We start from the raw sequence: 23,722 nt of genomic DNA, 5'->3' as shown, positions 1-23,722 counted from the left end.
CGGCACGTGATCCATGTCACTGAGTGGGATCGGAGGCCAGGGGCTGGACCCTGGCGTCAGCCCGCGGCAGGAGCCGCAGGCAGGTCGTCGAAGAAGTCGGCGCTCGGGGTGAAGAACGCCGATCCGGTCACCGCGGTCGAGAAGTCGAGCAGCCGATCGTAATTGCCGCGCGGGTCGCCGAGAAACATGTTCTCGAGCATTCGTTCGGTGATCGCGGGCGTGCGGCAGTAGCCGATGAAATAGGTGCCCATCTCGCCGTCGCCGACGCGGCCGAACGGCATGTTCGCTCGCAGGATCTCCAGCGACTGGCCGTTCTCGTCCTTGATCGCGTTGAGCGCGACATGCGAGTTCGCGGGCTTGACGTCGTCGGCCATCTCGATGTCCTCGAGCTTGGTCCGACCGATCACGTTCTCCTGCTCGGGAACCGGCAGCGCCTCCCAGTCGGCCATGCTGTGCAGGTACTTCTGCACGTGCACATAGGAGCCGCCCGCGAAGTCCTCGTCCTCGGCTCCGACGGTGACCGCGGCGACGGCCTTCCTGCCGGACGGGTTCTCGGTGCCGTCGACGAAGCCGATCAGGTCGCGGTTCTCGAAGTACTGGAAGCCGTGCACCTCGTCGACGACGGTGGCAGCCCCCGCGAGCCGCTTGGCGATCTGGTGTGCGAGTTCGAAGCAGGCATCCAGGCTCATCGCGCGGATGTGGAAGAGCAGGTCTCCCGGCGTGGACGGCGCCTGGTGCTTGCCGCCGCGCATCGCCGGGAACGGGTGCAGCTGCGCGGGCCGCGGCCCGGTGAACAGCCGGTCCCAGGCGGCCGAGCCGATGCTGACGATCAGCTCGAGTCCCGAGCCGGGAACCCGCAGCCCGACCGCGCGTCGCAGTCCGGCCGCGTCCGCGAGCAGCGCGCGGGTGGCCTGCTCGCCGCCCGCATCAACGGTGGCGACGAGGAAGATCGCGGCGGGGGTCAGCGGGCTCGCGACCGTCTGCGATTCGGGAGCCGTTGTGGGGCGCGGTGATTGGGTCATCGAGGGCTCCGGTCTGCGTCGGTCCTGGCTGTCGATCCTGTGCGCCAAACGGTAGTCGACGGCCCCGAACGTGCGAGTCAGCGCCGGATGTCGGCACCCGGCGGTAGCGTGCGGTCATGACTCTGACGCTGGGCATGATCACCTTCGACAGTGCCGATCCGAGCCCGCTCGCCGCGTGGTGGGCGGAGCAGACCGGTGGCCGGATCGAGCAGGAGAATGACGGCTGGTTCTACGTGGTCGCAGTGCCGGGCGGCGGGCCCAAACTGGCGTTCCAGAAGGTCCCGGACCCGACGCCGGGCAAGAACCGTGTGCACCTGGACCTGGGCGCGCCGGACCTCGACGCGGAGGTCACGCGGCTGGTCGCCGCGGGCGCACGCGAGTACGAGCGGCACGACATGGACGGTTTCCGGTGGGTGACCCTGACCGATCCGGACGGTAATCGTTTCTGCGTCACCGGAGGTGGGCACTGAGCGGGTCACGAGGGTCGGCCATGTCCGGTGTCAGTCATAGGATCGCTGCATGCCTTCGCTGACCGACGCCACCGCATCCGGGCTCTGCTCGTTCGTCGATTCCTCGCCGTCTCCGTTCCACGTGTGCGCCTCGGTCGCCGCGGAGCTGACCGCGGCCGGGTTCGTGGAGCTGCGCGAGACCGACGGCTGGCCCGCCGCGCCCGGCCGGTACTTCCTGGTGCGGGGCGGTTCCCTGGTGGCCTGGAGCACCGAGGCGTCGGGACGGGAGGCCGCGCCGTTCCGGATCGTCGGCGGACACACCGACAGCCCGAACCTGCGGGTCAAGCAGCACCCCGACCTCGAGTCCGCGGGCTGGCAGCTGGTCGGGCTGGAGCCGTACGGCGGCGCCTGGCTGAACTCCTGGCTCGACCGCGACCTCGGTGTCTCCGGCCGGCTCAGCGTTCGCGACGGAAACACCCTGCGCGACACGCTGATCCGGGTGGATCGGCCGATCCTGCGGGTGCCGCAGCTGGCGATTCACCTGTCCGAGGACCGCAAGGGCGTGCAACTCGACCCGCAGCGGCACGTGAACGCGATCTGGGGTGTCGGATCGTCGCCGCGGCGGTTCCTCGACTTCCTCGCCGAGGAGGCTGGCGTCGACCCGGACGCGGTGCTCGGCTGGGAGCTGATGACCCACGACCTGGCTCCGAGCGCCGTGGTGGGGCTGCACGACGAGCTGGTCAGCGCGCCGCGGCTGGACAACCAGGGCACCTGCTACGCGGGCAGCCGGGCGCTGATCGCGGCGGTGGAGGACCCGGCCGAGGCGATTCCGGTGCTGGCCCTGTTCGACCACGAGGAGGTCGGCAGCATGTCCGACCGCGGCGCCTTCTCGGACCTGTTGAACTCGGTGCTCGAGCGGATCGTGCTGGCCCGCGGCGGCGGCCGGGAGGACTTCCTGCGCGCGATGGCCGGCTCCGTGTGCGCGTCCGGGGACATGGCGCACGCCACCCACCCGAACTACCCGGACCGGCACGAGCCCGCGCACCGGATCCAGATCAACGGCGGCCCGGTGCTCAAGGTCAACCAGAACCTGCGTTACGCCACCGACGCGGCCGGTGCGGGAGCCTTCGCGCTGGCCTGCGACCAGGCCGGGGTGCCCTTGCAGCGCTACGTGCACCGCGCGGACCTGCCGTGCGGTTCCACCATCGGCCCGATCACCGCGTCGCGGACGGGGCTGTCCACCGTCGACGTCGGCGCCGCGCAGCTGGGGATGCACTCGGCGCGGGAGCTGATGGGCGCGGCCGACGTGACCTCGTACGCAGACGCGCTGGCCGCCTTCCTGACGCCGGTCGCCTAGGGCATGTCTCCCAATCCCCATTTCGGCGCCCCTGACGTCCAATCGCCGCCCTGCGGCGTTGTCGTCGTCACCGATACAACAGCGGTATCGGCTCCTCCTCCGCGCAAGAGCGGAGCCCGCGGAGCGACTCCTAGGCTTGCCGGACGACGATTGTCTCGTCAGGTGCATCCGAGAGGGATTAGGAGACATGCCCTAGGACTGCTCGGCGAGGGCGTTTGTTGACGATTGATAACAATTGTCACTTCAGGCACTGCAGTAACAGCTCTCTCGTGTTTGGCTGGGCCTCACGCCCGCTGAGCTCCCGTGTGAATCCGAGAGGACCTGTCTGTGCACCCTGTGAATCGGTCTTGGCCTGCGGCGTTGTCCGCTACGGTGGTCGCGATCGCCCTCTCGGCGTCGGCGGTCGCGCCTGCCTCGGCGGCGGGCGGGCCATGCGGGCAGGGTGGATCAGGCAGTTCCGGCAGCGCCACCGGCTCACTCGGCAGCGTCACGGGCTCGATCGGCCAGGCCCTGCCGTGGCTCGTCGGCCCGCCGGACGGCGCCCTGCCGCAGCTGACCGGTCGCACCAAGGCGATCGAGATGGTGACCGGGCCCGGTAGCCCGAATGACACCATCGACCGTTTCAGCGTCTCCGGCACCGACCTCGGCATCATGTGGGACAACGGACTGCCCGGCGCACAGCACAACACGCTGATCGCGTTCGGCGACACGGTGGGCAAGTGCGGCGTCGACGAAGACGACTGGCGCAGCAATGTGCTGTTCCGCAGTTCCGACACCTCACTCGCCAACGGCATGCGGATCGACAGCTCGCCCCTCGACCGGCCGAACCACTCCAAGGAGATCATCGAGGGTTTCAAGATCCCTGGCGAGTACACCACCATCCCCACCGGAGCGGTGTCCTTCGGCGGCACCCAATACGTCCGCTACATGTCGGTGCGATCCTGGGACACCCCGGGCAACTGGACCACCAACTACTCGGCCATCGCCACCTCGACCGACAACGGCGAGACCTGGGTCAACCAGGCCGGCACGGTGCGGGCCAACACCGGGCTCGGCATTCCCGGTATCCCCGCCGTCGCGCCCACCAACAAGGACTGGCAGCAGAGCGCCTACCTGACGGGGCGGGGCGACGGCTACATCTACGAGTACGGGACGCCGTCCGGTCGGTTCGGGGACGCGCTGTTGGCCCGGGTCCGCGGCGAGAAGCTGCTCGACCCGACGGCCTACGAGTACTGGAACGGCACCGGCTGGGTGCCGGATCAGGCGGCGGCCAAGGCCGTCATGCCTGCGCCGGTCAGCGAGCTGTCGGTGCAGTGGAACGACTTCCTCGGCAAGTACGTCGCCATGTACACCGACCTGAGCGGTCTGGTCATCCGGCAGGCCGACAACCCGCAAGGCCCCTGGAGCGGCACTCAGACCATCATCAGCGACGTGCTGCTGCCCTCCGTGTACGGCGGCTTCATGCACCCGTGGGCGAGCGGGCGCTACCTGGAGTCCGTGGTCACCACCTGGGACCGGTACAACGTCATCTACATGCGCACCGACCTGAACGGATTGCAGATGGCGGCCACCGACCAGGTCGACCGGCCGGACCCGGCGACCACGGGAGAGGCGCAGCGGATCGGTACCGAGTTCCCCGAGGATGCTCCGGCGGAGGCACCTGCGGATACACCCGCGGAGAAGTGACGTACCGACAGAGCTGACATGACGCGGCCCGCTCCCGTTTCGACGGGGCGGGCCGCGCTCGTCTCTGCCAGTGCGGCCGGTCCCGGTGCACCCGGTTAGACTTTGCCCAGGCAGCGCGCCGCCAGCGGTGCCGATTCGATTCCTCCAGGGAAGGGACCCGACTCCCCGTGTCTTCAGAGACGAGCACCGTGCAGGTCGACACCGTCACCAAGGCCGCAGCGACCCCGGACGTCGCCCAGCCCTTCAAGGAACTGGGACTCAAGGAAGACGAGTACGCCCGGATCAAGGAGATCCTCGGGCGGCGCCCGACCGACGCCGAGCTCGCGATGTACTCGGTGATGTGGAGCGAGCACTGCTCCTACAAGTCCTCCAAGGTGCACCTGAAGTACTTCGGTGAGACCACCACCGACGAGATGCGCTCCTCGATGCTCGCGGGCATCGGCGAGAACGCGGGCGTCGTCGACATCGGCGACGGCTGGGCGGTCACCTTCAAGGTGGAGTCGCACAACCACCCCTCCTACATCGAGCCCTACCAGGGCGCAGCGACCGGTGTCGGCGGCATCGTCCGCGACATCATGGCGATGGGCGCGCGCCCGATCGCGGTGATGGATCAGCTCCGCTTCGGTGCCGCGGACGCGCCCGACACCCGCCGGGTCGTCGACGGCGTGGTGCGCGGCGTCGGCGGGTACGGCAACTCGCTCGGCCTCCCGAACGTCGGCGGCGAGACCGTCTTCGACGCGTCCTACGCGGGCAACCCGCTGGTGAACGCGCTCTGCGCGGGTGTGATGCGGGTCGAGGACCTGCACCTGGCCTTCGCCTCCGGCGCGGGCAACAAGATCATCCTGTTCGGCGCGCGCACCGGCCTCGACGGCATCGGCGGCGTGTCCGTGCTCGCCTCGGAGACCTTCGACGAGTCCTCCGGCGGCCGCCCCAAGAAGCTGCCCGCCGTGCAGGTCGGCGACCCGTTCACCGAGAAGGTGCTCATCGAGTGCTGCCTCGACCTGTACGCGGCGAAGCTGGTCGTCGGCATCCAGGACCTCGGCGGCGCCGGGCTGTCCTGCGCCACGTCCGAGCTCGCGGCGGCAGGCGACGGCGGCATGCACATCGACCTGGACAAGGTGCCGACCCGCGCGACCGGCATGACCGCCGCGGAGATCCTCTCCAGCGAGTCGCAGGAGCGAATGTGCGCCGTGGTCACCCCCGAGAACGTGGACGCGTTCATGGAGGTCTGCCGCAAGTGGGACGTGCTCGCCACCGTCATCGGTGAGGTCACCGACGGCGACCGCCTGACCATCGACTGGCACGGCGAGAACGTGGTCGACGTGCCGCCGCGCACCGTCGCGCACGAGGGCCCGGTCTACGAGCGTCCCGTGCAGCGGCCCGCCAGCCAGGACGCGCTCGTGGCCGACACCACCGCCGCCCTCAAGCGCCCGACCACTCCGGACGAGCTGAAGACGACGCTGCTGAACATGGTCGCGTCACCGCAGCTGTGCAGCCGCAAGTGGATCACCGAGCAGTACGACCGCTACGTGCGCGGCAACACCGTGCTCGCCGAGCAGGCCGACGCGGGCGTCCTCCGGATCGACGAGCAGACCGGCCGCGGCATCGCGCTGGCCACCGACGCCTCCGGCCGCTACACCGCGCTCGACCCGTACACCGGCGCCCAGCTCGCGCTGGCCGAGGCGTTCCGCAACGTCGCGGTCACCGGCGCCACCCCGAAGGCCGTCAGCAACTGCCTCAACTTCGGTTCGCCGGAGGACCCGGGCGTGATGTGGCAGTTCCAGCAGGCCGTGCGCGGCCTCGCGGACGGCTGCGCCACCCTCGGCATCCCGGTCACCGGCGGCAACGTCAGCTTCTACAACCAGACCGGCGCGACGGCGATCCTGCCCACCCCGGTGGTCGCCGTGCTCGGCGTGATCGACGACGTGCACCGCCGCATCCCGACCGGCCTCGGTCTGGAGCCGGGCGAGACCCTGATCCTGCTCGGCGAGACCCACGACGAGCTGGACGGCTCGATCTGGGCCCAGGTCGAGCACGATCACCTCGGCGGCGTGCCCCCGAAGGTCGACCTGGCACGCGAGCAGCTGCTCGCCGACATCCTGCTGGCAGGCTCGCGCGACGGACTGATCAGCGCCGCGCACGACCTGTCCGAGGGCGGCCTCGCGCAGGCGGTCGTCGAGGCCGCGCTGGCAGGCGAGACCGGCTGCCGGATCCTGCTCCCCGAGGGCGCGGACCCGTTCGTCACGCTCTTCTCCGAGTCGGCCGGACGCGTGCTGGTCGCGGTCCCGCGCACCGAGGAGACCCGTTTCACCGGCATGTGCACCGCGCGCGGGCTGCCGTGGGTGCGGATCGGCGTCGTCGACGAGGGCTCGGATTCGCTCGAGGTCCAGGGCCAGTTCTCGGTGACCATGGCCGAGCTGCGCGAACTGTCGGAGGCGACGCTCCCCGAACTCTTCGGCTGAGTCATTGACCGGGGGGGAGGTCGGGACGACGCAGTCCGGGGCGGAGGTCGGGACGACGCAGTCCGGGGCCGAGGCCGGGACGAAGCAGACCGGGGGAGCGGTCGACGCGACGCACGTGCAGTCGAGCTGGGTCGAGGTTCTGGCCTCTCCGGAGGCGCTGCGGGAACGGCACCCGTTCGTCGGGTGGGCCTGGGGCCTGCTGCGGCTGGACTACACCGGCATCGCGTTCGCGGCACTGTTCTTCTGCTGGTCGCTGACGCCGTCGTTGCTTCCCCGTGACTGGCTCTTCCAGGGCCTGATCGGCGGCATCACCGCGGCCATCGGCTACGGCGTCGGAACCGCCGTCGGGTGGGCGGTCAACCGGTTCCTGCTGTCGAAGCAGGGCTGGTGGCCGCCGCCGGCCAGGGTCCAGTTGGCGGTCAAGATCGCGGTGCCGACCCTCTCGCTCCTGGTGTCGGTCGGCATGCTGATCGCCGCGGCGGCCTGGCAGCGGGAACTCGCCGCGCTGACCGACGCGGAGGGCACGACCACCACCGGCTATCTCCGGACGCTGCTGCTGAGCATGCTGATCGCGGCACTGACGATCTCGCTGTGGCGGGTGCTGCGGGATCTGGTCAGGCTGATCGCCCGCTACCTGAACCGGTGGCTGAAGGTGCCGCGGTCCGCGGCCGCGCCGATCGGGGTGGTCCTGGTCGCGTTCCTGGCCTACACGATGGTGACCGATGTGCTGTTCAATGCGGCATATGCGGTCATGAACTCGGCGTTCAGCCTGCAGAACGACACCACCCGCGACGGAGCCGTGGAACCCACCGGCGCCGAACGGTCCGGCAGCCCCGACTCGTACGCGAGCTGGGAATCGCTCGGCTTCGAGGGCCGCAACTTCGTCTCCCGCGGCATGCACGCCGACGAGCTGGCCGCGGCGAACGGAAGGCCGGCGCTCGAACCGATCCGGGTGTACGCCGGGCTGGCGACCGCGGAGGACACCGACGCCCGGTTGGACGTCATCATCTCCGAACTCGAGCGCACCGGCGCCTTCGAGCGCAGCGTGCTGGTCGTCATCCCGACCACCGGCACCGGCTGGGTCAATCCGACCGCGGCCGAGGCGATCGAGCTCGTGCATGGCGGTGACAGCGCGCTGGTGGCCAGTCAGTACTCCTACCTGCCCAGCTGGATCTCGTTCCTCGCGGACCGGGACAAGGCCGCCGAGGCCGGTCGTGCGCTGATCGGCCGCGTGCACGAGCGCTGGCTGCGCGAACCCGTGGAGACCCGACCCAAGCTGCTGGTCTACGGCGAGAGCCTGGGAACGCAGGCCGGTGAGGCGGCCTTCGAGGGTCTCGGCGACATCCGGGAGACCGTCGACGGGGTGCTGTGGGTGGGGCCGCCGAACTCGAACACCCTGTGGAGTCAGCTCGTCGCGCGGCGGGACCCGGGGAGCCCGCAGGTCGAACCGGTGTACTCCGACGGCCTGGTGGTGCGCTTCGCAAACGATGCCGCCTCGATCGGGAATCCGCCCTCGCCGTGGATGGATCCCCGGGTGCTCTACATCCAGCACCCCTCCGATCCGGTGGTGTGGTGGAGCCCCGACCTGATCTTCAACCGCCCCGACTGGCTGTCGGAAGCGCCCGGCTCGGACCGCCTGCCGAGCATGCGCTGGTTCCCGTTCGTGACGTTCTGGCAGGTCGCGGCCGACCTCGCCAACGCCGCGGGCGTGCCAGACGGTCACGGCCACAACTACGGCACCACCGTGCTCGACGGCTGGGTCGCGGTGGCGCACCCCGACGGCTGGACCGTCGACGACACCGAGCGGGCGCGCGCCGCGATCGAGGCGAAGGCGAAGGCCGGGACCGAGGGGCCGGAGAAGTGACCGCGCGCAAGAAGATCGACCCCGCCGAGCTGCGGGCGGCGCTGCTCGCGGTCCGGGACTGGCTGGCCGACGCGGACGCCCCCGCGCCCAGCAGGACCGAACTGGCGGCCGCCGTCCGGCTGAGCGCGCGGACCCTCGAGAACACCGCGCCGGGGTCCTCGGTGGAGGTGCGGGTGCCGCCGTTCGTGGCGGTGCAGTGCATCGCCGGTCCGCGGCACACCCGCGGCACCCCACCGAACGTCGTCGAGACCGACCCGCGGAGCTGGCTGCTGCTGGTGACCGGGGGACTGACCTTCGACGCTGCGTCGGCGGCGGGCACGCTGACGGCGTCGGGCACCAGGGCGGGCGAGATCGGGCACTGGCTGCCGCTGCTCCGCTTCTGAGAGCGCGCCCCCGGGCGCCCGGATTGTGACCCGCGCGACAACTTGCGGGGCCGCGGCACCTGTGGTTAAGGCACTCGCGCCGAACCCGTAGAATGGCCTTGCCCCCCATCCCACCCCCTAGGGAGCATCCCCGGTGACTCAAGCCGAATTGTCGGTCAACAGCCCGAATCTCTTCGCACCCGCAGACCTGTCGGATCAGGACGAGCAGCCTCCCCGCGAGGAGTGTGGCGTCTTCGGCGTCTGGGCTCCGGGCGAGGATGTGGCGAAGCTCACCTATTACGGCCTCTACGCACTGCAGCATCGCGGTCAGGAGGCGGCAGGCATCGCCGTCGCCGACGGCTCACAGGTGCTGGTGTTCAAGGATCTCGGCCTGGTCAGTCAGGTCTTCGACGAGCAGACCCTCGGCGCGATGCCGGGGCACGTCGCCGTCGGGCACTGTCGATACTCGACCACCGGATCCACCACCTGGGAGAACGCCCAGCCGATCTTCCGTACCACCGCCGCGGGCACCGGCATCGCGCTCGGCCACAACGGCAACCTGGTCAACACCGCTGAGCTGGCGACCAGGGCACGCGAGGCCGGCCTGATCAACGACAAGCGTCCCGGCGGCGCCACCTCGGACTCCGACATCGTCGGCGCCCTGCTCGCGCACGCGGCGGCCGACCGCACCATCGAGCAGGCCGCGATGGAACTGCTGCCGACCCTGCGTGGCGCGTTCTGCCTGACCTTCATGGACGAGCACACCCTGTACGCGGCCCGCGACCCGCACGGCGTCCGCCCGCTGTGCCTCGGCCGGCTCGACCGCGGCTGGGTCGTCGCCAGCGAGACCGCCGCGCTCGACATCGTCGGCGCCTCGTTCGTCCGCGAGATCGAGCCGGGCGAGCTGCTCGCCATCGACGCGGACGGCGTCCGCTCCTCGCGCTTCGCCGCACCCACGCCCAAGGGCTGCGTGTTCGAGTTCGTCTACCTGGCTCGCCCGGACAGCACCATCAGCGGCCGGTCGGTGCACGCCACCCGCGTCGAGATCGGTCGCCGGTTGGCGAAGGAACACCCGATCGACGGCGACCTGGTGATCCCCGTTCCCGAGTCAGGCACCCCCGCCGCGGTCGGTTACGCGCAGGGTTCCGGCATCCCCTACGGCCAGGGCCTGATGAAGAACGCCTATGTCGGCCGCACCTTCATCCAGCCGTCGCAGACCATTCGTCAGCTCGGCATCCGGCTCAAGCTCAACCCACTCAAAGAGGTCATCCGCGGCAAGCGCCTGATCGTCGTGGACGACTCCATCGTCCGCGGCAACACCCAGCGTGCGCTGATCCGGATGCTCCGCGAGGCGGGCGCGTTGGAGATCCACGTGCGGATCGCCTCCCCGCCGGTCAAGTGGCCGTGCTTCTACGGCATCGACTTCGCCTCTCCCGCGGAGCTGATCGCCAACGGGGCGGGGGCCAGCGAGGCCGACGGCGTGACCGGGCACAGCATGGACGAGATGCTCGAGGGCGTCCGCCGCTCGATCGGCGCCGACACCCTCGGCTACGTCTCGATCGAGGGCATGATCGCGGCCACCGAGCAGCCCGCGTCGCGACTGTGCTCGGCCTGCTTCGACGGCAATTACCCGATTGCCCTGCCCACCGAGACCTCGATGGGTAAGAACGTGCTCGAGGGAATGTTGGAGAGCACCGCGGGAGCCGCGGCCAAGCAGGACAACGACAACGCCAGCGCGCTGAGTCGACCGTAGGCGCGTTGCGTCGCACGTAGATCACAATGCGGTGCCCCAAGGTGCCGCCGAGAAGATGGCTGGAGCAGCGAATCCGATGACCGACGACAACGACCGCCCCACCGGCGCCTCCTATGCGGCGGCGGGGGTGGACATCGAGGCAGGCGACAGGGCCGTCGAGCTGTTCGCGCCGCTCGCCAAGAAGGCGAGCCGCCCCGAGGTGATCGGCGGCCTGGGCGGGTTCGCCGGGCTGTTCGCGCTCAAGGGCGGATACAAGGAGCCGCTGCTCGCGGCGTCCACCGACGGCGTCGGCACGAAGATCGCCGTCGCGCAGGCCATGGACAAGCACGACACCCTCGGCCTCGACCTGGTCGCGATGGTCGTCGACGACCTCGTGGTGTGCGGCGCCGAGCCGCTGTTCCTGCAGGACTACATCGCCGTCGGGCGGGTCGTGCCGGAGCGGGTCGCGGAACTGGTCAAGGGCATCGCCGACGGCTGCATCATCGCCGGCTGCGCGCTGCTCGGCGGCGAGACCGCTGAGCACCCCGGACTGATGGCGGACGGCGACTACGACCTCTCCGCAACCGGCGTCGGCGTCGTCGAGGCGGATGCCGTGCTCGGCCCGCAGCGGGTGCGCCCGGGCGACGTGGTGATCGGTATGGGTTCGTCGGGTCTGCACTCGAACGGTTACTCGCTGGCCCGCAAGGTGCTGCTCGAGATCGACCGGATGTCGCTGGGCGGCCACGTCGAGGAGTTCGGCCGGACCCTCGGCGAGGAGCTGCTCGAGCCGACCAAGATCTACGCCAAGGACTGCCTGGCCCTGATCGCCGAGACCGATGTGCGCACCTTCTGCCACGTCACCGGCGGCGGACTGGCGAACAACCTCGCCCGCGTCATGCCGAAGGGACTCGTCGCCGAGCTCGATCGCGGCACCTGGAGCCCGGCGCCGGTGTTCGCGATGATCGCTCAGCGCGGCCGGGTGGAGCGCGCCGAGATGGAGCAGACGTTCAACATGGGCGTCGGCATGGTCGCCATCGTGGCGCCCGAGGACGTCGACCGCGCGCTCGCGGTGCTGACCGCCCGCCACATCGACTGCTGGACGCTCGGCACCGTCGCCAAGGCGTCGGACAAGCAGGACGGATCCGACCTGGTTCGCCTGGTCGGGGATCACCCGCGCTTCTGAGCCCACGGCGGCTCGACAGACACACCGAACGGACCGTTCAGACCCTCAGGGGCTGAACGGTCCGTTCGCTTTTGTGTGGATTAGCTCCGGTGCCGCACATGCGGAAATGAGGGGGAGCCCGGTGGGCTCCCCCTCATTTCGCAGCGTTCAGTCAGCGGCGCCAGTCGTCGGAGTCGTCGTCATCCCATCGGGAGACGCCGTCCTGGTCGGAACGCGGTTCGGAGAGCACCCCGTTCCTGGGAGAGCTGTCCGACAGTTCCTTTTGCAGGCTGTCGAAATTGGTGGACGGCGAGCTGTACTTGAGCTCGCGTGCAACCTTGGTCTGCTTTGCCTTAGCCCGGCCGCGGCCCATGGCCAACCCCCTCGCGCTTCCGCGGGGCGGCCTGGGAATTTTTGGCGGCCCCGTTTGAGTGTGTATTTCTTCCTGACACACACTCTAGCCTGAGAACTCGGCGGGCGCTCCCACCCCTGGCCGCGTTCGGTGTCTGATTTATCTCAAAACGCCCGGAATGGCCCGAATGGTGCCGACCCGGACACCCCCACCCAGTACCGGTGGCGAGGCGAGTTCCGCAAGATCCTCGGTCCAGACGACCCCGAGCCGGTGCAGCAGGGCCGCCGTGAGCGGCAGGCGGGCGCGCTCGCCACCGTCGTCGATCTTGAGTGCGAAAGAGGTGCCGTCGGGCAGCGCGCCTGCGTGCACCCCGTCGGCGCCCACCTTGCAGACCAGCCCCGGCACGGCACTCATCAGCAGGAGGTCGTCGTGCCCGGTGCCCGACATCAGCCACGGATGCTCCCGGACGGCGTCGGCCACCGCGCGCTCCTGGCTGCCGACGTCGGCGGTGACCAGCGCGGCGAATCCGCGCGCGAGGGCGGTCAGGGAGAGCGGCACGATCGGCAACCCGCAGCTGTCGATGCCCAGCTCCAAGTCGGTTTCGCCCGCCAGCTCGGCGATGGTGTCGACGACGGCGAGTTGCACGGGGTGCGCGGGTTCGAGGTAGCTCTCCAGCGGCCAGTCCCTGCTCGCGCAGGCCGCGAGCATCGCCGCGTGCTTGCCGGAGCAGTTCATGAAGATCCGCCGCGGCAGCGCGCCGGAGGCGAGGACCCTGGCCCTTGCGGTCTCGTTCGACGGCAGGTCGGGCGGGCAGCGCAGCTGGTTCTCCGCGAACCCGTTGCGGGTGAGCAGCCGGTGCACCACCGCGACGTGCTCGGGTTCGCCCTCGTGCGACGCGGCGGCGATGGCGAGTTCGCGGCTGTCGGCCGGGGTGAATCCGCTGCGGAGCAGGGCCACGGCCTGCATGAGTTTGTTCGACGAACGGGGGTAGATCGGGGTGTGTACCTCGCCGAGGGCCAGGATCACCTCACCGTCGGGGTCCAGCACGACCACCGAGCCGCGGTGCACGCACTCGCGGAAACCGGAGCGATCCACTTCGACCAGTTCGACGCTCAATACTCCACCTGCACCTTCCGTCCGGCGATCCGTCGGCGTGCCTTGTCTGCGACAGTAGGCGACAGGTCGGGCTGCTGTTCGAGCAACGCGACCAGACTTTCCGGGTCCCGCCCGGTGAACAGGTCGCGGACCGTCACGCCGTGTTCGGGGATGTGCACGCGGTGGATGGCGTCGCCAGCGGCGACCAGGCCACCGCGCACCACCCGCAGGTAGGCGCCGGTGTCGGCGCGTTCGGCGAACCGTTTGACCCAGTGCGGCTCCTGCGACCACACGCCGAAGGTGCCGCACGGGGTCCGCGGGCCGGTCACCTCCAGTTCGGCGGCGAGGTCCCCGTCGCCCAGGCGCCAGCGCTCGCCGATCACCGCGTCGCTCGCGGAGATCCCGCTGACCCGCAGGTTCTCGCCGAACCAGCCGGCGGGCAGCGGGCGCCCCAGCTCCGACTCCCAGCGCTGCGCCTCGTCCTGCTGATACGCGTACACCGCCTTGAACGGGCCGCCGTGGAACTCGGTGTCGCACACGCGGTCGCCGTCGAGGCCTGCCGGTCCGATCCGCACAGGTCCGCCGCATGGGCGCTTGTCGATCGCGGTGCGCGGCACCCGCTTGGTGCCGCTGTCGCGGTCGGCGTGCACCACACAGACGGCCTCCACCCTGCCGGTGGCGGCGCGCTCGGTGCCGCTCACCGGCCGCGCAACCGGTCGACGGCGGCGCGGCCCGCCTGCACGGCGTCGTAGCTGGGCACCGAGTCGGCGTCGATCGACGCGGCCACCGAGCCGGCGAGCAGCGCGGTGTCCGTCGGCACGGTCCGCTTGACCAGGGCCAGCGCGATCGGGCCGAGCTCGTGGTGGTCGACGACGGTTCCCAGGTGCCCGACGGTCCTGCCGTCCGCGGTGACCGGGTCGCCGGGCTCCGGGCGGGTGTCCGCGGAACCGTCGAGGTGCAGCAGCACCAGGTGTCGCGGCGGCTTGCCGAGGTTGTGCACCCGGGCGACGGTCTCCTGGCCGCGGTAACAGCCCTTGTCGAGGTGCACGGCCCCGTGTTCGGCGATGCCACCGATCCAGCGGGCCTCGTGCGGGATGGTGCGCTCGTCGGTGTCCACCCCGATCCGGGGTCGCACCGCGGCCACCCGCAGGGCCTCGAAGGCCCAGCTGCCCGCGGGCGCGGCGCCTGCGGCGGTGAGCGCTTCCCACCAGCGGGCGAGCTGGTCGCGGGGCACGACCAGGTCGAAGGCGTGCTCGCCGGGCCATGGCATCGAGCGGAGGAAGCCGCCGCCCGGCAGCGCGACCGCGCCGTAGACCGGGGGGAGCGAGGCGATCCCGAGCGCCGCAAGGAGTTTCGGCCGCCGCACGTCGGGTCCGAGCAGGCTCAGGACGGCCATGTCGGGCGCAGCGGCCGGCTCGGCCTTCGCCCAGAACACCATCTTCTGCAGGAACGCCAGCAGGCCGGCGCCGTAGGCGGGTTCGGTGTCGATCCAGGTGACCCCGTCCAGATCGGTCAGCACGAAGTGCTGCTCGACGCGGCCGTTCACGTCGAGGCTCAGGTTCTCGGCGGAACCGCCGTCGGGCAGCTGCGCGATGTGCTGGCTGGAGATGGTGTGCAGCCAGGTCAGGCGTTCGGGGCCGCCGATCGAGAGCACGAATCGGTTCGAGCGGTCCACCACGGCTGCGCCGCTCTCGGCGCTGCGCTGCTCGCGCAGCGGGTCGCCGTAGTGCCAGGCCACGCCGGCGTCGAGGGAATCGTCCGGCCCCGCGATGGCACCGGGGGAGGACAGCAGCGGACTGGGAGTGATGCGCAGCGACTCGGACACAGTCCCATAGTAGGAGCGTTCGGCCTCGGCCGGTCGTTCGTCCTAGGGTGGTGCCATGGCCCCGCGCGTACTGGTGACCCTCGACGGCAAGGTGCATGATCCCGACGAGCCGCTGCTCTACGCAGACGACCTGGCGGCCGTGCGCGGTGACGGGGTGTTCGAGACCGTGCTGGTGCGGGGCGGTTCCCCGTGCACCATCGAACTGCACCTGGAACGGCTGAACTCGTCCGCCGCCGCGATGGACCTGCCCGAGCAGGATCTGGACCGCTGGCGCGCCGCGGTGGGCACCGCGCTGGCGGAGTGGGACGCCGATGGGGAGGGGCTGATGCGGCTGGTGCTCAGCCGCGGCCGCGAGATCGGGGGCGGGCCAACCGGTTATCTCACGATCGGCCAGGTCGACGAGCGGGTCTCGGCCGCCCGGCGCGACGGCATCGCGGTGGTCACCCTGCCCCGCGGGTTCTCGGTGGATCTCGCTGCGCTCGCGCCCTGGCAGCTGCTGGGCGCGAAGACGCTGTCCTACGCGACCAACATGGCGGCGCTGCGCCACGCGAACACGCTGGGCGCCGACGACGTGATCTTCACCAGCAGCGAGGGTCTCGTGCTCGAGGGTCCCCGTTCGACCGTCGTCATCGCCCGCGGGCGCACGCTGATCACGCCACCGGTGGACCAGGGGATCCTGCCAGGGACCACCCAGCGGGCGCTGTTCGCGGTCGCGGGGGAGCACGGGTTCCGCACCGAGGTGGCGTCGTTGCGGCCTGCGGATCTCATTCTGGCGGACGGTGTCTGGCTGCTCTCGAGTGTGACTCTCGCCGCACGGGTGCGGATGTTGAACGGTCGGGTGACGGCGGTGCCGGAGATCGCCGCGGAGCTGTCCGCGCTGGTGGACCTGTCCGCGGAGACGGTCGGGGCGTCGCCGGACGCCGCCTGACGGCGGACCGCGTCGGGCGCGGACAACTTGACTCCACTACTACTGTCGGTAGTAGATAAAGGCCTGCGGCAACGGGTCGCAGGCCGTACCTTTTGAAGCGGGACTGAGGCGTCAGCCCACGACTCGGCCCCGGTCAAGCCTGTCCGACGGGCACTGCATGGGAGAAGCCATGGACGCACTGGACGTATCTCGGTGGCAATTCGGAATCACCACCGTCTACCACTTCATTCTCGTCCCGCTGACGATCGGGCTCGCCCCGCTCATCGCGATCATGCAGACGATGTGGGTGATCACCAAGAAGGACCACTGGTACCGGCTCACCAAGTTCTTCGGCAAGTTCTTCCTCATCAACTTCGCGCTCGGCGTCGCCACCGGCATCGTGCAGGAGTTCCAGTTCGGGATGAACTGGAGCGAGTACTCCCGCTTCGTCGGCGACGTGTTCGGCGCACCGCTGGCGCTCGAGGGGCTGGTCGCCTTCTTCCTCGAGTCCACGTTCCTCGGCCTGTGGATCTTCGGCTGGGGTCGGCTGCCGAAACTCGTTCACCTGGCGACGATCTGGCTGGTCGCGATCGGTGTGAACGCGTCCGCCTTCTTCATCATCGCCGCGAACTCCTTCATGCAGCACCCGGTCGGCGCGCGCTACAACGAGGAACGCGGTCGCGCGGAGCTCACCAGCATCTGGGAGTTGCTCACCAACAACACCGCGCTGGCCGCCTTCCCACACGTGGTGGCGGGCGCTCTCCTCACCGCGGGCACCTTCGTCGCGGGCATCGGCGGCTGGTGGATGGTGCGCAGCATGCGCAAGGCCAAGGAGGCCACGGACCCCGCGGTCGCGGCCGCGCACAAGGACACCGGCCGGACGATGTTCCGCCCGGTCACGATCCTCGCGCTCTGGGTGATGGTGGCCTCCGGCGTCGGCCTCGTGATCACCGGTGACATCCAGGCCAAGCTGATGTTCGAGCAGCAGCCGATGAAGATGGCCTCCGCGGAATCGTTGTGCCACACCGAGACCGGCGCCGACTTCTCTGTCCTGACCGTCGGCACCCAGAACAACTGCGAGAACATCACCCAGCTCATCAGCATCCCCGGCCTGACCTCGTTTCTGGCCGACGGCGACTTCAACTCCACCATCATGGGCGTCACCGAACTGCAGGAGCAGTACGAGCAGCAGTTCGGGCCGGGCAACTACAAGCCGAACCTGTTCGTCACCTACTGGACCTTCCGCGCGATGATCGGCTGGGCGGCGGGCTCGGCCCTGCTCGCGGTGGTCGGGCTCTGGATGACCCGCGGCGGACGGGTCCCGGACCAGAAGTGGTTCGGCTGGCTGTCCATCCTGGCCATCCCCACCCCCTTCCTCGGTAACAGCGCCGGGTGGGTGTTCACTGAAATGGGCCGCCAGCCCTGGGTGGTGCACCCGAATCCGACCGGGGTGGACCAGATCCGGTTGACCGTCGACCAGGGCGTGTCCGATCACCCGACCGGCCTGGTGGTCTTCTCGCTGATCGTCTTCACCCTGGTCTACGCCGCACTCGGCGTCGTGTGGTTCATGTTGATCCGGCGGTACGCGATCGCGGGACCGTCGGCGCACGACATGCATCCGCCGGGCGACGAGCAGGAGCCCGAGGAACCGGGCGAGCCCAAACAACTGTCGTTCGCGTACTGAGGCGGGAGGAAGACCATGGGACTTCAGGAATTCTGGTTCGTTCTCATCGCGGTACTCTTCGTCGGCTACTTCGTGCTGGAGGGCTTCGACTTCGGCGTCGGCATGCTGTTCCCGGTGCTCGGGCGAACCGACACCCGGCGACGGGTGATGCTCAACACCATCGGCCCGGTCTGGGACGGGAACGAAGTCTGGCTGATCACCGGCGGCGGCGCGTTGTTCGCGGCCTTCCCGGAGTGGTACGCCACCCTGTTCTCGGGCTTCTACCTCCCGCTGCTGTTGATCCTCGTCGCGTTGATCCTGCGGGTCTGTGCGATCGAATGGCGCGGAAAGATCGATGACCCGACGTGGCGGGCGCGCTGCGACCTCGGCATCATGATCGGATCGTGGGTCCCGGCGGTGCTGTGGGGCGTCGCCTTCGCGAACATCGTGCGGGGCGTCGCGATCGACGAGAACAAGCAGGTGACCTCCGGCTTCTTCGCGCTGCTCAACCCGTACGCACTGCTCGGCGGGGCGACCACCGCGCTGGTGTTCGCGCTGCACGGTGCGGTCTTTCTCGCGCTCAAGACCGCCGACGAGGTTCGTGAGGACTCGGTGAAACTCGCTGCACGACTGTCTGTCCCGACGGTCGTGGTCGCCGGCGCCTTCGTCCTGTGGACCCAGTTGGCCCACGGCAAGGGATGGACCTGGATCCTGGTCGCCGTCGCGGCGGCCGCCCTGCTCGGCGTGGTCGCGCTGACCGCGGTCGAGCGTGAGGGGTGGGCGTTCGTGCTGACCTCCGTCGCCGTGATCGCCACCGTGGCACTGCTGTTCGGCTCCCTGTTCCCGAACGTCATGCCCTCGACGATCTCCGAGGCCTACAACCTCACCATCGACAACGCGTCGTCGAGCCACTACACGCTCAAGGTGATGACGTGGGCAGCGGTGATCATGACGCCGGTGGTGCTGATCTACCAGGGCTGGACGTATTGGGTATTCCGCCAGCGGATCTCGACCAAGCACATCCCGCCCTCGATCGGGCTACCCCTGAAGTCGCGCTAGATGTCGATCGACGCACCGGCCGCGCCCACGGAGCAACCCCGCACGCGCGGCCCGGTGGATCCCAGGCTGTGGCGCTACTCGAGGTCGGCCCGCGGTTACCTGGTGCTCACGGTGGCACTGTCCCTGGTCACCGCGGCGACGGTGATCGCGTCGGCGCTGATGATCGGGACGGTGCTGGCAGGCGTGATCACCGACCCGGCGGCTCGGTCGATTGGCGCCTGGCGAACCGAGCTGGCGGTGCTGGCCGCGGCCATCGCGGTGCGGACCGTATCCACGTGGGCGCATGCACGATTCGCGCATCGTTCGGCGTCGAGGGTGATCGGGGAGCTCCGGGGTGAGGTGCTCGCCGCGGCCGCAGAGCTGCCGCCGCGCGAGCTGGATCCACGTCGCGACGAGCTGGCCACCGTCCTCACCCGCGGGATCGAGGGCCTGCGCGCGTATCTCACCGGCTACCTGCCCGCCCTGCTGCTCGCGGTCACGGTCACCCCGCTCACGCTGCTGGTGATCCTGTTCGCCGACCGCACCTCCGCGGTGATCATCGCGCTGACGCTGCCGCTGGTGCCGATCTTCATGATCCTGATCGGCCTGCTGACCAAGGGCAAGGCGGCCGCCTCGTTGGCGACGATGACCACGCTGTCCGCGCAGCTGCTCGACCTGCTCGCGGGACTGCCAACGCTGCGGGCGCTCGGCCGTGAACGCGGTCCGGCGGCCCGGGTCCGTGACCTCGGCGACGCACACCGGCACACCACCATGTCGGCGCTGCGGATCGCGTTCCTGTCCGCGATGGTGCTCGAACTGCTGGCCACCCTCTGCGTGGCGCTGGTCGCGGTCAGCATCGGCCTGCGGCTGGTGTTCGGGGACATGGAACTGCGCGGGGGCGTGATCGCGCTGATCCTCGCGGCCGAGGTGTACCTGCCGCTGCGGATGGTCGGCGCGCAGTTCCATGCCGCGGAGGACGGAATGGCGGCCGCCGAGAAGGCCTTCGGGGTGCTGGACGGCAGGGAACCGGTGGTGGCGGGGGAGGGTGCGCGCGCCGTGCCCCGCGGCCCGATCGTGTTGCGCGGGGTGGGGATGCGGGCCCGTGGGCACTGGGCGCCCCGCGGACTCGACGCGACGCTGGAGCCCGGCCGGGTCACCGTGCTCACCGGAGCCAACGGATCCGGCAAGTCCACGGCGCTGCACCTGATCCTCGGCCTCGCCGACCCCGACGCGGGTGAGGTGTCGGTCGGCGGGACCCCCGTTCGAGCACTCGATGCCGAGCAGTGGTGGCGTGAGGTGGCGTGGCTTCCGCAGCACCCGGTGCTGATACCAGGCACGCTCCGCGAAAACCTCGAACTCACCGGTCCGGTGAATGCCGATGCGGAGGAGCTCGACAGGGCGTGCACGGCAACGGGATTCGACCTGGTGCTGGCCGAGCTTCCGGACCGCTGGGAGACCCGGGTCGGGGTGGGTGGCCTGGGTCTGTCCCTTGGGCAGCGCCAGCGTCTCGCGCTGACCCGGGTGCTGCTCTCCGAGGCCCGGGTGGTGCTGCTCGACGAGCCGACCGCGCACCTCGACCCCGCGACCGAGGCGACGGTGCTCCGGTCGGTGTGCGGGCTGGCCGCTCGCGGTCGCACCGTGGTGATGGTCGGGCACCGGGACGCGGTGCTGCGGGCGGGCGACGAGGTGGTGCTGGTCGAGGGTGCAGGCGGCGCGGTGGATACCGATGGTGCGGACCGGGACTCGGGGGTGTCGGCATGAGTCGCGATCCGCTGCTGCGCGCCCTCCGGCTGCTGGACCTGCGGCCGGGCCGGATACTGTCCGCCGTCGCGGCGGGCGTGGCGACCCTCGGTAGTGCCCTCGCGCTGGCCGCGATCTCCGCCTGGCTGATCACAAGGGCCTGGCAGATGCCGCCGGTGCTCGATCTCACGGTCGCCGTCGTTTCGGTTCGGGCCCTTGGTATCTCGCGCGGGGTGTTCCGGTACATCGAACGGCTCGCCACCCACGACGCCGCGCTGCGCGGCACCACCGCTGCCCGCGAACGGATCTACCGCAGGCTCTCAACCGGGGACCCGGCCGCGCCTGCCGGGCTGCGCCGCGGCGACCTGCTCGCGCGCACAGGGGCGGACGTCGACACGCTCGGCGACGTGGTGGTCCGGGCGCTCATCCCGATGGCCGTGGCCGCGGTGCTGGCGGTCGCCGCGACCGTCGGGCTCGCGCTGATCTCACCCGCCGCGGCGCTGGTCCTGGCCGTCGCGCTCGCGGTCTCGGGGGTACTCGCCCCGGTGCTGTCCGCCAGGGCCGCGCGGATGGCGGAGGCGGACGGGGCGGTCGCGTCGGCGCGATACAGCGAGACCGCGGTGCTGGCGCTCGACCACGCGGCCGAGCTCCGCGTCGCGGGCCGACTCGAGGAGACGGTCCTGGCGGCGGACGGCTGGGAGTCCGGCGCGATCCGGGCCACCGACCGGGCCGCGGTGCCGTCCGCCTTCGCCGCGGCCGCGACCCCGCTCGCCATCGGGGCGAGTGTGCTGGGATCGCTGCTGATCGGCATCGCGCTGTACGGCCCTGGCGGCGGGACCGCGGGCGGCATGACCCCGATGGCGCTGGCGATCCTGGTGCTGGTCCCGCTTGCCGCGTTCGAGGGCACGGCCGCGCTGCCCGCGGCGGCGGTCGCGCTGACCAGGGCGCGACTGGCGTCGGCGCGCATCATGGACCTGCTCGACCGGGCCGGGGAACCCGCGCCTGCCGGGGGTGTACCCGTCGAGGGGCCGGTGCACCTGCGCACCGAGGGCCTGCGCTGCGGGTGGCCAGGTGGATCGGTGACCGAGCCGTTGGATCTGCACCTGGCGCCGGGCGCGCGGGTGGTGATCGTCGGGCCCAGCGGCGCGGGGAAGACCACGATGCTGATGACCCTGGCCGGTCTGCTCGCACCCGCGGCCGGATCCCTGACGGTGAACGGAAGCCCGATCGCGGCGGTGGACTCCGACTCGCTGCGCCGCGCGGTGGGGTTCTTCGCCGAGGACGCCCACCTGTTCGACACCTCGCTGCTCGAGAACCTGCGGGTCGCCGACGGCGCCCTCGACGAGGCCGGGGCGCGGGCGGTCCTGGAGAAGGTCGGGCTCGCGTCCTGGGTGGCCGGGCTTCGCGGCGGCGTGCACACCTCGCTGGCGTCGGGCGGCCGGTCGGTGTCCGGTGGCCAGCGCAGGCGGCTGCTGCTGGCCAGGGCCATCGCGTCGCCCGCACGGGTGCTGCTGCTGGACGAGCCGACCGAGCACCTCGACGCGGAGGCGGGCGCGGCGCTGCTGCGGGGCCTGCTCGACCGCGGCGCCGGGGTGGTGGATCCCGGACGGACTGTTGTCGTGGTGACCCACCAGTTGCCCGCCGACACGGGAGCCGACCTGCTGATCGCGGTCGGGAGCGAGTCGGCATCCGCGCAGGAAGAGGCGGCGATTTAATCGATTGCGAGGCCCTCGTGGCGGGCGTACCTTCGTCCGTACACGAGGAAGGAGGTGGTCTGAAGTTGAAGAACTACAGGACGCGTGAGGTGGCTGTCAGCTAGCCGCTACCGCTGACGGTGGGGTTCCATCAACCGCGCATGCGGCCGGCGAATCCCAGGCAGCTACCCGGCCCCCGAGCCCCCGGTCGAGTCCGACCGGGACCCGTGCGAGACAAGCGTCCGCGCACGGGTACGGCCCGGGGGCCGCTTTCCGGCGCCAGCCGCTAGCCGATGTAGCGGGCGAGGCGGGCCGAGAGGTGCGGCTTCAGGGGGCCGTCGGCGAGGATGCGTTCCTCGACGTAGGCGAGATCGCCGCCCTCCACGATGCCGTACAGGCGCTTGGCGCCGCCGACCAGTGCGCCCTGCTTGCTGCGGATGACCACATCGGTCGCGAGTTCCCAGCTGGACTGGGTGAGGGCCTGACCGTAGTAGAGCTCGACGACGCCGGAGCTGTGCGTGAGCAGCAGCTCGACGACCTCCTCGTCGACGCTCCCGGGGATGCCGTCACCCGCGACCCGCCAGTACCCGCTCTCGCGCAGGTCCGGTCGGACGTACTCGCCGTCGGTGTCGAGAACCCAGGACTGCGATTCCCAGTGCAGGTAGTTCCCGCCGTCGTGCGACACCACGATCTGCTGGCCGAAGCGGTACTCGCCGTCCTCGGGGTTGTTGGCCTCGCCCTCGCCGCGCCAGACGCCGACCAGCGGGAGCAGTGCGAGCATGCCCGGGTTCAGGTCGGGGCCGAGGCGGAGGTTGGCGGTGTCCTCGGGGATGGGGAGTCCGGGCAGCACCGGCAGGTTGCGCGCACTGGTTTCCTTGGCGCGCTCCTCGGCTGCGGCTACGGCCCTGTCGCCGCTGCCCCGCTGCACGGATGCGACATCAGACGGCGCGTCCTCGCCCGCGTGGGGCGGCACACCGTCGTCCGGGCCGGACGTCTGGCTCACGACTCGTCGGTCACCAGGCGGTACACGACATACAGCGAGAACCAAGCAATCAGCACGCAGGCGAAGGCGAGTAGAACCTCGAAGAAGATGACCACGGCAACAGTGTAAACCGATGCGTCGCAGGCGCATGCCGTGGGTGCCGACTACGTCGGGAGGGCGGGTACGACGGGGCGTGAAACGTAAAGCGGCGCCCCGCCCCGGGGGGGGGGCGGGGGCGCGGCGGCCCACAATGGGGGGTGGGCCCCCCGGGGGGGGGTAAAAAACGCCCCGGCGCCCGGGGGGGGAAAATGTGGGGGGGGTTTGGAACGG

The 23,722-nt window shown here is 70.5% G+C and carries 19 protein-coding genes; 13 read left to right on the top strand and 6 right to left on the bottom strand.

Features of this window, described 5'->3' with window-relative positions:
- Positions 1 to 56: 56 nt before the first annotated feature.
- Positions 57 to 1,022: a Dyp-type peroxidase gene (locus ACFXMV_RS19650; RefSeq protein WP_378499487.1), complete on the bottom strand. Its 966-nt coding sequence runs from the start codon at positions 1,020 to 1,022 to the stop codon at positions 57 to 59.
- 116 nt (positions 1,023 to 1,138) lie between these two features.
- Between ACFXMV_RS19650 and ACFXMV_RS19645 the strand changes: the two genes are divergently transcribed.
- From ACFXMV_RS19645 to purM, 8 genes are all read left to right on the top strand, one after another.
- Positions 1,139 to 1,492 (top strand): VOC family protein, encoded by a 354-nt coding sequence (locus ACFXMV_RS19645; RefSeq protein WP_378499486.1) that lies wholly within the window; start codon positions 1,139 to 1,141, stop codon positions 1,490 to 1,492.
- Between the two features lie 49 nt (positions 1,493 to 1,541).
- Positions 1,542 to 2,828 (top strand): M18 family aminopeptidase, encoded by a 1,287-nt coding sequence (locus tag ACFXMV_RS19640; protein WP_378499485.1) that lies wholly within the window; start codon positions 1,542 to 1,544, stop codon positions 2,826 to 2,828.
- Positions 2,829 to 3,188: 360 nt separating this feature from the next.
- On the top strand, positions 3,189 to 4,514 hold the full coding sequence (locus ACFXMV_RS19635) for a DUF4185 domain-containing protein (protein WP_378501359.1): 1,326 nt from the start codon (positions 3,189 to 3,191) through the stop codon (positions 4,512 to 4,514).
- A gap of 188 nt (positions 4,515 to 4,702) precedes the next feature.
- The gene (gene purL, locus ACFXMV_RS19630) at positions 4,703 to 6,976 is read left to right on the top strand and encodes a phosphoribosylformylglycinamidine synthase subunit PurL (protein ID WP_378501361.1); all 2,274 of its coding nucleotides are present in this window, start codon (positions 4,703 to 4,705) and stop codon (positions 6,974 to 6,976) included.
- Positions 6,977 to 7,091: 115 nt separating this feature from the next.
- A complete protein-coding gene (locus ACFXMV_RS19625; protein ID WP_378503437.1) occupies positions 7,092 to 8,840 on the top strand; it encodes an alpha/beta hydrolase in 1,749 nt (582 codons plus the stop codon).
- Positions 8,837 to 9,223 carry a sterol carrier family protein gene (locus tag ACFXMV_RS19620; RefSeq protein WP_378501446.1) on the top strand — a complete coding sequence of 129 codons (387 nt, stop codon included), beginning with the start codon at positions 8,837 to 8,839 and terminating at the stop codon, positions 9,221 to 9,223. The genes ACFXMV_RS19625 and ACFXMV_RS19620 overlap by 4 nt, the downstream gene beginning before the upstream one ends.
- Before the next feature lie 133 nt (positions 9,224 to 9,356).
- A complete protein-coding gene (gene purF, locus ACFXMV_RS19615) occupies positions 9,357 to 10,955 on the top strand; it encodes an amidophosphoribosyltransferase (RefSeq protein WP_378501447.1) in 1,599 nt (532 codons plus the stop codon).
- A 76-nt stretch (positions 10,956 to 11,031) separates the two neighbouring features.
- A complete protein-coding gene (gene purM / locus ACFXMV_RS19610) occupies positions 11,032 to 12,117 on the top strand; it encodes a phosphoribosylformylglycinamidine cyclo-ligase (RefSeq protein ID WP_378403306.1) in 1,086 nt (361 codons plus the stop codon).
- Between the two features lie 151 nt (positions 12,118 to 12,268).
- Here the strand turns inward: purM and ACFXMV_RS19605 are convergent, their stop codons facing one another.
- The 4 genes from ACFXMV_RS19605 to ACFXMV_RS19590 form a co-directional block, all read right to left on the bottom strand.
- Positions 12,269 to 12,469, bottom strand: a complete 201-nt coding sequence (locus ACFXMV_RS19605) for a DUF3073 domain-containing protein (RefSeq protein ID WP_378503420.1) — start codon at positions 12,467 to 12,469, stop codon at positions 12,269 to 12,271.
- A gap of 138 nt (positions 12,470 to 12,607) precedes the next feature.
- Positions 12,608 to 13,564: an asparaginase gene (locus tag ACFXMV_RS19600; RefSeq protein WP_378499686.1), complete on the bottom strand. Its 957-nt coding sequence runs from the start codon at positions 13,562 to 13,564 to the stop codon at positions 12,608 to 12,610.
- Positions 13,561 to 14,244 carry an MOSC domain-containing protein gene (locus tag ACFXMV_RS19595; protein ID WP_378499685.1) on the bottom strand — a complete coding sequence of 228 codons (684 nt, stop codon included), beginning with the start codon at positions 14,242 to 14,244 and terminating at the stop codon, positions 13,561 to 13,563. The genes ACFXMV_RS19600 and ACFXMV_RS19595 overlap by 4 nt, the downstream gene beginning before the upstream one ends.
- Positions 14,241 to 15,368 carry a YgfZ/GcvT domain-containing protein gene (locus tag ACFXMV_RS19590; protein WP_378499684.1) on the bottom strand — a complete coding sequence of 376 codons (1,128 nt, stop codon included), beginning with the start codon at positions 15,366 to 15,368 and terminating at the stop codon, positions 14,241 to 14,243. The genes ACFXMV_RS19595 and ACFXMV_RS19590 overlap by 4 nt, the downstream gene beginning before the upstream one ends.
- Before the next feature lie 55 nt (positions 15,369 to 15,423).
- On the opposite strand from ACFXMV_RS19590, the gene ACFXMV_RS19585 reads away from it, so the two are divergent.
- From ACFXMV_RS19585 to cydC, 5 genes are all read left to right on the top strand, one after another.
- Complete coding sequence (locus tag ACFXMV_RS19585; protein WP_378499683.1) at positions 15,424 to 16,296, top strand: aminodeoxychorismate lyase; 873 nt, start codon at positions 15,424 to 15,426, stop codon at positions 16,294 to 16,296.
- 169 nt (positions 16,297 to 16,465) lie between these two features.
- The gene (locus ACFXMV_RS19580; RefSeq protein WP_378499682.1) at positions 16,466 to 17,959 is read left to right on the top strand and encodes a cytochrome ubiquinol oxidase subunit I; all 1,494 of its coding nucleotides are present in this window, start codon (positions 16,466 to 16,468) and stop codon (positions 17,957 to 17,959) included.
- A 15-nt stretch (positions 17,960 to 17,974) separates the two neighbouring features.
- Positions 17,975 to 18,997 carry a cytochrome d ubiquinol oxidase subunit II gene (gene cydB / locus ACFXMV_RS19575; protein ID WP_378499681.1) on the top strand — a complete coding sequence of 341 codons (1,023 nt, stop codon included), beginning with the start codon at positions 17,975 to 17,977 and terminating at the stop codon, positions 18,995 to 18,997.
- Positions 18,998 to 20,737: a thiol reductant ABC exporter subunit CydD gene (gene cydD / locus ACFXMV_RS19570; RefSeq protein ID WP_378499680.1), complete on the top strand. Its 1,740-nt coding sequence runs from the start codon at positions 18,998 to 19,000 to the stop codon at positions 20,735 to 20,737.
- The gene (gene cydC, locus ACFXMV_RS19565; RefSeq protein WP_378499679.1) at positions 20,734 to 22,431 is read left to right on the top strand and encodes a thiol reductant ABC exporter subunit CydC; all 1,698 of its coding nucleotides are present in this window, start codon (positions 20,734 to 20,736) and stop codon (positions 22,429 to 22,431) included. Before cydD ends, cydC begins: the two co-directional genes overlap by 4 nt.
- 265 nt (positions 22,432 to 22,696) lie before the next feature.
- Here cydC and ACFXMV_RS19560 read toward each other — a convergent pair whose 3' ends face one another.
- A complete protein-coding gene (locus ACFXMV_RS19560) occupies positions 22,697 to 23,338 on the bottom strand; it encodes an FABP family protein (RefSeq protein WP_378499687.1) in 642 nt (213 codons plus the stop codon).
- Positions 23,339 to 23,722: the final 384 nt, after the last annotated feature.

Source organism: Rhodococcus sp. NPDC059179 (assembly GCF_042754885.1).
Lineage (GTDB): Bacteria > Actinomycetota > Actinomycetes > Mycobacteriales > Mycobacteriaceae > Rhodococcus_G.
The sequence above is the reverse complement of the archived record's forward strand: the minus strand, read 5'-3'. Positions and strand labels throughout refer to the sequence as shown.

Coding starts and splice junctions, on each gene's coding strand:
- ACFXMV_RS19650 (WP_378499487.1), bottom strand. CDS start 1,022: ATGACCCAATCACCGCGCCCCACAACGGCTCCCGAATCGCAGACGGTC.
- ACFXMV_RS19645 (WP_378499486.1), top strand. CDS start 1,139: ATGACTCTGACGCTGGGCATGATCACCTTCGACAGTGCCGATCCGAGC.
- ACFXMV_RS19640 (WP_378499485.1), top strand. CDS start 1,542: ATGCCTTCGCTGACCGACGCCACCGCATCCGGGCTCTGCTCGTTCGTC.
- purM (WP_378403306.1), top strand. CDS start 11,032: ATGACCGACGACAACGACCGCCCCACCGGCGCCTCCTATGCGGCGGCG.
- ACFXMV_RS19605 (WP_378503420.1), bottom strand. CDS start 12,469: ATGGGCCGCGGCCGGGCTAAGGCAAAGCAGACCAAGGTTGCACGCGAG.
- ACFXMV_RS19585 (WP_378499683.1), top strand. CDS start 15,424: ATGGCCCCGCGCGTACTGGTGACCCTCGACGGCAAGGTGCATGATCCC.
- ACFXMV_RS19580 (WP_378499682.1), top strand. CDS start 16,466: ATGGACGCACTGGACGTATCTCGGTGGCAATTCGGAATCACCACCGTC.
- cydB (WP_378499681.1), top strand. CDS start 17,975: ATGGGACTTCAGGAATTCTGGTTCGTTCTCATCGCGGTACTCTTCGTC.
- cydD (WP_378499680.1), top strand. CDS start 18,998: ATGTCGATCGACGCACCGGCCGCGCCCACGGAGCAACCCCGCACGCGC.
- cydC (WP_378499679.1), top strand. CDS start 20,734: ATGAGTCGCGATCCGCTGCTGCGCGCCCTCCGGCTGCTGGACCTGCGG.